This window comes from Pseudoalteromonas sp. TAE56 (genome assembly GCF_000497955.1).
In the GTDB taxonomy this organism is placed as follows: domain Bacteria; phylum Pseudomonadota; class Gammaproteobacteria; order Enterobacterales; family Alteromonadaceae; genus Pseudoalteromonas.
Genome location: NZ_AUTN01000031.1, coordinates 1 through 9600, shown reverse-complemented (window position 1 = coordinate 9600; position 9600 = coordinate 1). Strand labels below are relative to the sequence as shown.

General features: G+C 39.6%; 10 protein-coding genes and 1 tRNA gene. 2 read left to right on the top strand and 9 right to left on the bottom strand.

The features are described 5' to 3' along the window. Positions 1-162: 162 nt before the first annotated feature. The 7 genes from L656_RS0101150 to rlmE all read right to left on the bottom strand — a co-directional run bounded on the left by L656_RS0101150 (position 163) and on the right by rlmE (position 6415). Positions 163-247: transfer RNA gene (locus L656_RS0101150), tRNA-Leu, on the bottom strand. Between the two features lie 79 nt (positions 248-326). Then, a complete protein-coding gene (gene secG, locus L656_RS0101145; protein ID WP_024597872.1) occupies positions 327-680 on the bottom strand; it encodes a preprotein translocase subunit SecG in 354 nt (117 codons plus the stop codon). A 1-nt stretch (position 681) separates the two neighbouring features. Continuing rightward, positions 682-1431: a triose-phosphate isomerase gene (tpiA, locus tag L656_RS0101140; protein ID WP_024597871.1), complete on the bottom strand. Its 750-nt coding sequence runs from the start codon at positions 1429-1431 to the stop codon at positions 682-684. A 71-nt stretch (positions 1432-1502) separates the two neighbouring features. Beyond that, positions 1503-2852, bottom strand: coding sequence for a phosphoglucosamine mutase (gene glmM, locus L656_RS0101135; RefSeq protein WP_024597870.1), 1350 nt, complete (start codon positions 2850-2852; stop codon positions 1503-1505). Continuing rightward, positions 2849-3697, bottom strand: a complete 849-nt coding sequence (gene folP / locus L656_RS0101130; protein ID WP_024597869.1) for a dihydropteroate synthase — start codon at positions 3695-3697, stop codon at positions 2849-2851. The genes glmM and folP overlap by 4 nt, the downstream gene beginning before the upstream one ends. 78 nt (positions 3698-3775) lie before the next feature. Beyond that, positions 3776-5719, bottom strand: coding sequence for an ATP-dependent zinc metalloprotease FtsH (gene ftsH / locus L656_RS0101125; protein ID WP_033012255.1), 1944 nt, complete (start codon positions 5717-5719; stop codon positions 3776-3778). Positions 5720-5785: 66 nt separating this feature from the next. Then, positions 5786-6415 carry a 23S rRNA (uridine(2552)-2'-O)-methyltransferase RlmE gene (gene rlmE / locus L656_RS0101120; protein WP_024597867.1) on the bottom strand — a complete coding sequence of 210 codons (630 nt, stop codon included), beginning with the start codon at positions 6413-6415 and terminating at the stop codon, positions 5786-5788. A gap of 88 nt (positions 6416-6503) precedes the next feature. On the opposite strand from rlmE, the gene yhbY reads away from it, so the two are divergent. Further along, complete coding sequence (gene yhbY / locus L656_RS0101115; RefSeq protein ID WP_002963153.1) at positions 6504-6800, top strand: ribosome assembly RNA-binding protein YhbY; 297 nt, start codon at positions 6504-6506, stop codon at positions 6798-6800. Positions 6801-6880: 80 nt separating this feature from the next. Here yhbY and L656_RS0101110 read toward each other — a convergent pair whose 3' ends face one another. Continuing rightward, entirely contained in the window at positions 6881-7381 is a 501-nt protein-coding gene (locus L656_RS0101110; RefSeq protein ID WP_024597866.1) for a histidine phosphatase family protein, read from the bottom strand. Next, positions 7378-8532: a serine hydrolase domain-containing protein gene (locus L656_RS0101105; protein WP_024597865.1), complete on the bottom strand. Its 1155-nt coding sequence runs from the start codon at positions 8530-8532 to the stop codon at positions 7378-7380. Before L656_RS0101105 ends, L656_RS0101110 begins: the two co-directional genes overlap by 4 nt. A gap of 112 nt (positions 8533-8644) precedes the next feature. Here L656_RS0101105 and L656_RS0101100 point away from each other — a divergent pair, with 112 nt between their 5' ends. Then, positions 8645-9448 (top strand): hypothetical protein, encoded by an 804-nt coding sequence (locus L656_RS0101100; RefSeq protein ID WP_024597864.1) that lies wholly within the window; start codon positions 8645-8647, stop codon positions 9446-9448. Positions 9449-9600: the final 152 nt, after the last annotated feature.

Sequence of the window (9600 nt, the reverse complement as noted above, 5' to 3'; positions counted from 1 at the left end):
CGGCTTGATATCTATAAGTGTGAGCTAAATTTGTAATATTTCTAGTTTTTTCTAACAAATAGAAGAATTATTTAACAACAAACACACATCGTTCAAAAAACACCCACAATAAATTCCAGATACAAAAAAACCAGTAACATCACTGCTACTGGTTTCTAAATTTGGTGCGGATGGGGGGACTTGAACCCCCATGCCCTAAAGCACCACCCCCTCAAGGTGGCGTGTCTACCAATTCCACCACATCCGCATTTTAAGCTTTCGCTCAGGTGTTAAACATGTGACTTATTTGAGGAAGATAAATCGTTTAACGATAGCTTTACGCTAAATTAGTTCGGTACTTCAGAGCTTTGCTCTTTTGTAGATGTTACTGGAACATCTTCTTCAACAGGAACTACTGTTTCTACTGCTGGAGCTGCTTCTAGGTTTTCCCATTCGTCGGTCTTTTTAATTTGACCAGCTGTTAGGTTTCCTAACACAATGCTTAAAACAAAGAATACCGTTGCTAAGCTTGTGGTTGTTTTTGTCATAAAGTTACCAGCACCTGACGAACCAAAAACAGTGCCTGATGCACCAGCGCCAAATGAAGAACCCATATCTGCGCCTTTACCTTGTTGAATTAAAACCATTCCAACTAAAGCTAAAGCCACAACTAAATAAACTACTAATAAAATTTCGTACATCTTATACAGTCCCTTTTGCACTGTTACAGATTGCAGTAAAAGACTCTGCCTTTAGACTTGCGCCGCCAATTAAGCCGCCATCTATATCTGTTTGTGCAAATAATAATTCGCTATTTTTTTCATTAACGCTACCACCGTATAAGATGGTAAGCCCTTGTGCTAAATTGCTGTCAAGTGATGCAATTTTGTCACGGATAAATTTATGAACAGTTTGTGCCTGCTCTGGCGATGCAGTCTTACCTGTGCCTATGGCCCAAACGGGCTCGTATGCTATCACAGAATCTTTCAGTGCTGCTACACCTAATTTCTCTATTACTGCATCAATTTGTGCAGCAACTACTTGTTCAGTTTGACCGTTCTCTTGCTCGCTTTCGCTTTCGCCTACACATAAAATTGGTGTTAAACCAACTTGCTGTGCCCTAGCAAACTTTTCAGCGACTGTTGCATTACTTTCGTTATAAATACTGCGGCGTTCAGAATGACCAACGAGTACGTAACTTGCACCTAAATCTTTTATAAGCTGCGCATCAACTTCACCTGTAAATGCGCCAGGTGTATTTTCAGAAACAGTTTGAGCTCCTGTAGAAACACCGCTAGCTACCATTGCAGATACAAGTGGGTATGGAGGAAATAAAACAATGTCCATCTCTTGTGATTTTACATCGTTAATGGCGTCAGACATTTGTTTAACTAACTCTAAAGAGCCATTCATTTTCCAGTTGCCTGCGACCATCGCCTTGCGTATTGCCATTATCCACTCCACATTAGAAAGCGGGCGAGATATTAACTTTTCTCGCCCAAAGTTACAAGAGGTTATTGTTATTAATCAGTTTGTTTGCTCATAGATTCTACAACAGCTGCAATTTTTTGAGCGCTGTCTATTACAATTTTTTCTTGCTCGGCTTCAACCATAACACGAACCACAGGTTCAGTGCCTGATTTACGCAGTAAAACACGGCCTTTATCGCCTAAAGCAAGCTCAACTTCTGCTACAGCTGAAAGTACTTCAGGTGCTTTTGTAGGGTCAGTTCCAGCGGTATAACGCACGTTTATCATTTTCATTGGATACTTGGTAAAACCAGCACCTAAATCTTGTAATGTACGATTTTGTGCAACCATAGCAGCCAGTACTTGCAAGCTTGATATAATGCCATCACCCGTGCTAATTAAATCTAGATTAAGTACATGGCCTGAGCTTTCGCCGCCAATTTTCCAGCCTTTTTGCTGTAGTAATTCCATAACATAGCGGTCCCCTACTTTACTGCGAGCAAACTCGATACCTTTTGCTTTTAAAGCATTTTCAAGGCCCATGTTAGACATAACAGTGCCAACTACACCACCACCCAAATTATCATCTTGGGCTGCTTGGCAAGCAATAATATAAACCAGATCATCACCATCAAAAACGCGGCCATTATGATCAACCATCATTACGCGGTCACCATCACCATCGTATGCAATACCTACGTCGGCTTTAAGTTCAAGCACTTTACGTTTAAGGGCATCTACGTGAGTAGCGCCACATTCATGATTGATATTAACGCCATTAGGCTCGCATGCATGTGTCATTACTTCTGCGCCAAGTTCACGCATAACAGAAGGTGCAATATGATAAGTAGCGCCATTTGCGCAATCGACAACAATTTTAAGACCTTCTAAAGATAGGCCTTGCGGGAACTGGCTCTTACAAAACTCTATATACCTGCCATCCGCACTAACTAAACGCGATGCTTTACCTAATTTATCTGAAGCAACACACGTCATTTGCTCATCAAGCATTGCTTCTATTTCAAGTTCTACTGCATCATCGAGCTTTAAACCTTGACCATTAAAAAACTTAATACCGTTATCGTAATACGGATTATGTGAAGCACTAATTACAATTCCTGCCTCTGCACGAAATGTTTGAGCTAAGTAGGCTACAGCAGGTGTAGGCATAGGACCCAATAATACAACATCAATACCAGCGGCGATTAAACCAGCTTCAAGTGCGGTTTCAAGCATGTAGCCCGAAATACGTGTATCTTTACCTATAATTACTTTTTTAGTACCACTTTGTGATAATACACGTCCAGCAGCCCAGCCTAACTTCATTGCAAACTCAGGGTTTATAGGAGCAGCGCCTACAAGTCCACGCACGCCATCGGTGCCAAAATACTTTCTTTCTTTCATTGTGAAATTCCTTGTTCGCAGGCTTGATATACACCAAGTACATCTGCGGTTTCTTTTACGTCATGTACACGAATAATTTTTGCGCCATTTTGCGCTGCGATTAACGCACCCGCTAAGCTGCCCGCTAACCGTTCATTTGTATCTCTATTTAATAAATTACCTATCATCGATTTACGAGATAATCCGGCCAATAATGGCAAACCTAACTTATTAAAATCATCAAACCTAGCCAATATTTGATAGTTATGACTAAGCGTTTTTCCAAATCCAAAACCTGGGTCTAGAATAAGTCGTTCAAACTTAATCCCAGCTGTTTCACATGCTTTAATACGTTCACTAAAAAACATATTTATATCTGCAAACAAATTATCGTAATGAGGTGCCGATTGCATGCTGCGGGGCTGCCCTTGCATATGCATTAAACAAATTGCTACATCTTCATACTGCGCAACCGTTTCTAAGGCGTCTATTTCTTGTAAAGCTCTAACATCATTGACTATGTCTGCCCCTGCGAGTATTGCTTGCTCCATTACCGGTGCTTTACTGGTATCAATTGAAATAGCGCAATCACTGTGCTGACGTATCGCTTTAATAGCAGGGATTACTCGAGAAAGTTCATCCTCTAAGCTGACATCTGGCGCACCTGGGCGAGTAGATTCGCCCCCTATATCTAAAATTGTCGCACCGTCATCTAATAATTGCATAGCGCGCTTTAGCGCTATTTTGGGTTCTAAAAACTGCCCACCATCAGAAAACGAATCCGGCGTTACATTTAATATCCCCATAATAACGGGCTTTTCAAGATTAAGCGTACGCCCTCTCGGAAGCTTTAGTATGCTAGTCATTGCCAACCTTTATTCTTTTTCTAAATAGCTGATACAAAAAAGCCCCGAAGTTCGGGGCTTTCATTACTATTTTAACGATTATTCAGCTTTATCATCAAGGTTTGTTTCATCTTTTTTTGATGAATCGTCAGTATTTTGACTTTCATCAACTACTGGCTCTTGAGGTTCTTCCGCTTTTACCGGTTTTGCTTCATGACGGTCATGTGCATCACGCGGCTCACGCACTGGTTGGCGTGCCATTAAATCATCAATTTGCTTAGCATCAATAGTTTCGTATTTCATTAATGCATCTTTCATTGAGTGAAGAATATCAATGTTTTCTTTTAATATTTCTTCTGCTCTTTGATAGTTACGATCTGAAAATAAACGTACTTCTGCATCAATTATTTTAGCTGTATCGTCTGACATGCTAGATGAACGGCTACCACCGCCCCCCATATACATTTCGTTCTGATCTTCAGCGTAAAGTAACGGACCTAGTTTTTCACTTAAACCCCAATGCGTAACCATTTTACGCGCTATATCTGTAGCTCGTTCAATGTCATTACTTGCACCCGTTGTTACTTTATCTGCACCGTAAATAAGCGCTTCAGCAATACGGCCACCATAAAGGCTAGAAATCATTGATTCTAAAAGCTCTTTGGAATGGCTAACACGATCTTGTTCTGGTAAGTACATTGTTACACCCAGCGCACGGCCACGTGGAATAATAGATACTTTATAAACTGGATCATGCTCTGGCACCATACGACCAACAATTGCATGGCCTGCTTCGTGGTACGCAGTCATTGCTTTTTCTTGCTCGCTCATCACCATGGTCTTGCGCTCTGCGCCCATCATGATCTTGTCTTTAGCAGCGTCAAATTCAGCCATACTTACAACACGTTTATTACCACGTGCAGCATAAAGCGCAGCTTCGTTTACTAAGTTTGCTAAATCAGCACCTGAGAAACCAGGAGTACCACGTGCTATAAGAGCCGCTTCTACGTTATCGCCTAATGGCACTTTACGCATGTGTACTTTAAGTATTTGCTCACGACCACGAATATCAGGTAAGCCTACTTCAACTTGACGGTCAAAACGACCTGGACGAAGTAATGCAGGGTCTAATACATCTGGTCGGTTAGTTGCTGCAATAACGATTATACCTTCGTTACCACCAAAGCCATCCATCTCTACTAGCATTTGGTTAAGTGTTTGCTCACGCTCGTCGTTACCGCCGCCCATACCAGCACCACGTTTACGACCAACAGCATCAATCTCATCTATAAAGATAATACAAGGCGCCGCTTTTTTAGCTTGTTCAAACATATCACGTACACGTGATGCACCAACACCCACAAACATTTCAACAAAATCTGAACCCGAAATTGTGAAAAACGGTACTTTTGCTTCACCAGCAACTGCCTTTGCAAGTAGCGTTTTACCGGTACCTGGAGGGCCAACCATCAGTACGCCTTTAGGAATACTACCGCCAAGCTTTTGAAATTTTGATGGGTCACGTAAAAAGTCGACCAATTCAGTAACGTCTTCTTTCGCTTCATCACAACCTGCCACATCGGCAAACGTTGTTTTAATTTGGTCTTCGCTCATTAATCGAGCTTTACTCTTACCAAATGACATAGCGCCTTTACCGCCGCCGCCTTGCATTTGACGCATGAAGAATATCCACACACCTATAAGCAGTATCATCGGGAACCAAGAAATAAATATACTTGCTAAAAATGATTGTTCTTCAGGTTGTACACCCTTCACATTTACGTCATTTTTAAGTAAGTCATTAATTAAATCTTCATCGTACATTGGCATCGTTGTTTGAAAACGCTCACCACTGCTCTTAGTACCAGTAATATTACCTGTACCACGGTCAATAATAACTTCTTGTAAAGAGCCACTACGGACGTCTTTAACAAATTGAGTGTAACTAGTTTGACGATCAACTTGCTCGCCGCCATTAAAGCTCTGAAAGACTGACATCAGCACAACTGCAATCACCAGCCATAGTATTAAATTTTTCGCCATATCGCTCAAGGGGTTAACCTCTTGTATCCAATTAATTTAAGTTCAACTAAACGCCAAGCAACTGTACTACAGTTTGTATCCAGTCGCTACTATATATACTTCCCGAGAACGGGCACGTGAGGCATCAGGTTTGCGTATTTTCACTGCTTTAAAACTATTACGTACATCTTGCAAGTATTGATCAAAGCCTTCGCCTTGGAAAACTTTAACAATAAATGCGCCATTTTTCTTTAGTACTTGGCTACACATATCTAGCGCAAGTTCTACCAAATACATGCTACCTGCTTGATCTACTGAGTTATTGCCACTCATATTTGGTGCCATGTCAGAGAGTACCACATCAACATTTTTACCATCAATACGTTTTAACAACGCATTTAATACTGATTCTTCACGAAAGTCGCCTTGTAAGAAGTCAACACCAGCAAGTGAGTCCATCGGTAATATATCACACGCTATCACTTGACCTTTGTCACCGACTTTCTCTGCCAAATATTGAGACCAACTTCCTGGCGCTGCCCCTAAATCAACAACTGTCATACCTGGACGAAGTATCTTATCTCTATTTTGTACTTCATCTAATTTAAAAACCGCTCGGGAACGCCAGCCTTTTTTTTGCGCTTCTTGAACATATTTATCATCAAAATGTTCTTTCAGCCATCGCTGTGAACTGGCTGACTGTTTTTTATTTGTCATAAATTAACACGCAACTAATTAGTAATATTCTTTAGATGGCGTTAGAATACCCTTAATTCAAGCCATATTCAGCAAAATTTGTATAAACATGACATTATCAAACAAACAAAAGCAGTTTTTAAAAGGTCAGGCACATAGCCTTAAGCCTGTAGTTTTACTAGGTTCTAACGGTTTAACCGAAGGCGTAGTAGTAGAAATTCAAAGTGCATTAGAAATTCACGAATTAATCAAAGTTAAAGTTCCAACTGACGATCGTGAAACAAAAGCACTAATTTTTGAAGCAATCGTACGTGAAACTGGTGCGACTAAGCTACAAACGATAGGTCACACTATTGTGCTTTATCGTCAAAGCGTTGAGAAAAAAATACATTTACCTCGTAACTAATTATTCCTGTTAAAGGATTTAGTGCGTTTAAATTGAAAAAACCAGCTTAATGCTGGTTTTTTATTATTTAACGTTTTAAATCAAAAGCTCATTTTATGATGGGTTAAATCATATTCGCTACCATTGCTCCTCGGCTTCTTATTCAATATAAAGTACTGAGTAAATTGTGTTTCACTCATTGCTGACACTTTTTCATTCGAAAGCAGCTCGGCTAGTTGCGGTGTGGTATTACTGTGCCCTATAACAACAACTACACCTTTTAGTTTTAGTAACTCTTTTTTTAAATCACTTATCTCACCTGCGTTATACACATTTACGACGGTATTAAAATATGCCTGCAAAGGGGCCGCTGTTTGTAACGTGCGTTTATAGTTACTGCTGAAAATATGTATATTTTGATACTCTTTGAAAAAAGTAACTAAATTATTTGCACGTGCCTTTCCCACCTCTGAGAGCGCTGGATTTTTGCCCGTTAACTTTTCGCTATGACGAAACAAATATATTTTATCCGGTGCCGCAAACGCCAAACTACTATTAGATAATATGACTAAACAAGTGATTACTAATATTATTTTATTCATATTTTTTTACCCCGTTTGTACTCTAATAGCCTGTCGATAAATTCAGTCGTTAGTTCATTAATTACGCCGGATTCAGCGTTAACTATTAAGCTAAAACCAATATTTAAATGAGGAAATACAACCAAATCACTTCTATACCCTTGCACCCAGCCACTATGATAATAAAGCGTTTCATCAGCATAGTTATAAACGCGCCAACCTAGCCCGTAATAAGCTTCGTTAAGGTGTTTTTTCCACACCCTACGATACATTTCTTTTTTTGTATTCGTATAAGGGCGTGTTTGTTTTGCGAGAGTATCCAATGACAAAACATCAGGGTATTGGCCCAGCTGCGCTTTTAGCCAAATAGCCATATCACTTGCGCTCGCATTTACACCGGCTGCTGGGCTCACTTTATAGTAATTTTTTTTAAGCTTAGCGCTATACCAACGTTTTTTACCACGCACGTGTGGTAGCGCGTAATTTTTGTCATTCGTCATTGATTCAAAGCCTAAGCTCGCATCATTCATTTTCAATGGCTCAAAAATAGCTTCTTTTAACCACTGTTTGTAACTTGTATCGGTGCTTTGTAATATCACATCACCTATAAGGCTAAACATAACGTTTTGATAGCCATAACATTCACCAGGTTTACAAATTGGTTTGACACTAAGTAGCTTTTCAACAATACCGGGGTAATCCATACGAGATTCAATTAAATTATCGTATGCATTAGGAACTAACCCGCTTGAATGACTTAAAAGATGAAACACCTTTAAATCATTTTCATATACAGTTCCTTTAAAATCAGGTATGTAATCACTAACAGGCTTATCTAACTCCAGTAGGCCGTTAGCAGCCAATTTAGCTGATAACGAGCCTGCAAATGTCTTAGAAACAGACGCAAGTCTAAAGCGGGTATGCTTATTAACTTTTTGTCCATTTCGTGTTTTAGTTACGCCCATAGTGTGGATGTAGTCTGAGTTGTTAATATTTACAATCGAAAGCGCTGCACCAGGTATACCTTTACTTTTTAATTTTTTTTGTGCGTAACGGCCGTACTTTTTTACAAATGCATCCCAATCAGGATCCGCTTTTGCTGCAAAACCCACAGAGCTAAACAACAAACACAAAGCAAGTAAGCTATACATTAAGGAGTTGAGATACTTCATTTTTATAAATTTTATCTTTTTAACCACATCTGCGCAGATAATATCATGAAGTTTTGTTTGGACTAACGTACAATACGACGATTATTTGGTTTTTAGCGGGTGTTTAGTACTTATGCGTTTTTTAGTTGTGTCACTTTTTATATTATTATCAACTGGTTGTGCTATTACAAAGCAGCCAGCCGAGCCATTGGCTATGCCGTTAAAGCCAACATTAAAAAGTCAGACCTATCAGCTTGAGTACACTACAGAGCACTCATCTCCAAAAGTTAAATCTGTGCAACTACCTGCACATAAAGTAGTTAGAAACCAGACAGTAAAAATCATTACCGATAAAGCGAGCGTGACCGATAAACTTCTATCGCAAATTAGCCAAGCACTGAATGATAAACAACTAAAAGTGACAACTAAAAATAACAGCGACTATACACTGACAATTCAGCAACTAGATTTAACTTTTACAGACGATACAAAGTACGCAATAAAGCAACCAGAGAATCCTTTTACTTTATATTCAAATGTTGCACAACAATATCCAACCCAGCAGTGCGCAGCTATGTTCGCACAAGTTAGTATGCGTCTTACGCACAAGTCATCGGGTGATGTTGTTTGGTTTGCTAAATCATCTATCGACAGTGCAAGTTTTCATCGCGAGCCGCTAATTTACAATTTTACCGAAGAGCAAAAAATAACTAATGAGCTTGAGGTTGTCGCTTTTGTTCATCAACAAAACACTGATGAAGCTCGCATTGAAAGACTTGGGAAAGACATTCAAATCCCTCAGTACAAAACGTTGTCAAAACTATCTAGTCTTACCAAACTTAGCGGTCCATGTAACAGAACAGAAGTAAGTGCATTAACACCTATGATGCAGTTTTACTTGAGCAGTATATTAATCGATAAAATTAAAGTTCAGTAAATTAGGGTCTGTTGTTCTTTACGGATTAAAATTTGTTCAAACTAGGGGCTATTTAATCGCGGCGCGAGATTTGTAACCTAGTGGGCTCGATAACTGCTCCTGCGTTATTCTACTGGCTTACATCCATGTAAGAATAAGTAAAAACCGAGCAA

Excerpts from the sequence above, each read along its gene's own strand:
- secG (WP_024597872.1), bottom strand. The coding sequence starts at position 680 with ATGTACGAAATTTTATTAGTAGTTTATTTAGTTGTGGCTTTAGCTTTA.
- tpiA (WP_024597871.1), bottom strand. The coding sequence starts at position 1,431 with ATGGCAATACGCAAGGCGATGGTCGCAGGCAACTGGAAAATGAATGGC.
- glmM (WP_024597870.1), bottom strand. The coding sequence starts at position 2,852 with ATGAAAGAAAGAAAGTATTTTGGCACCGATGGCGTGCGTGGACTTGTA.
- folP (WP_024597869.1), bottom strand. The coding sequence starts at position 3,697 with ATGACTAGCATACTAAAGCTTCCGAGAGGGCGTACGCTTAATCTTGAA.
- ftsH (WP_033012255.1), bottom strand. The coding sequence starts at position 5,719 with ATGGCGAAAAATTTAATACTATGGCTGGTGATTGCAGTTGTGCTGATG.
- rlmE (WP_024597867.1), bottom strand. The coding sequence starts at position 6,415 with ATGACAAATAAAAAACAGTCAGCCAGTTCACAGCGATGGCTGAAAGAA.
- yhbY (WP_002963153.1), top strand. The coding sequence starts at position 6,504 with ATGACATTATCAAACAAACAAAAGCAGTTTTTAAAAGGTCAGGCACAT.
- L656_RS0101110 (WP_024597866.1), bottom strand. The coding sequence starts at position 7,381 with ATGAATAAAATAATATTAGTAATCACTTGTTTAGTCATATTATCTAAT.
- L656_RS0101105 (WP_024597865.1), bottom strand. The coding sequence starts at position 8,532 with ATGAAGTATCTCAACTCCTTAATGTATAGCTTACTTGCTTTGTGTTTG.
- L656_RS0101100 (WP_024597864.1), top strand. The coding sequence starts at position 8,645 with ATGCGTTTTTTAGTTGTGTCACTTTTTATATTATTATCAACTGGTTGT.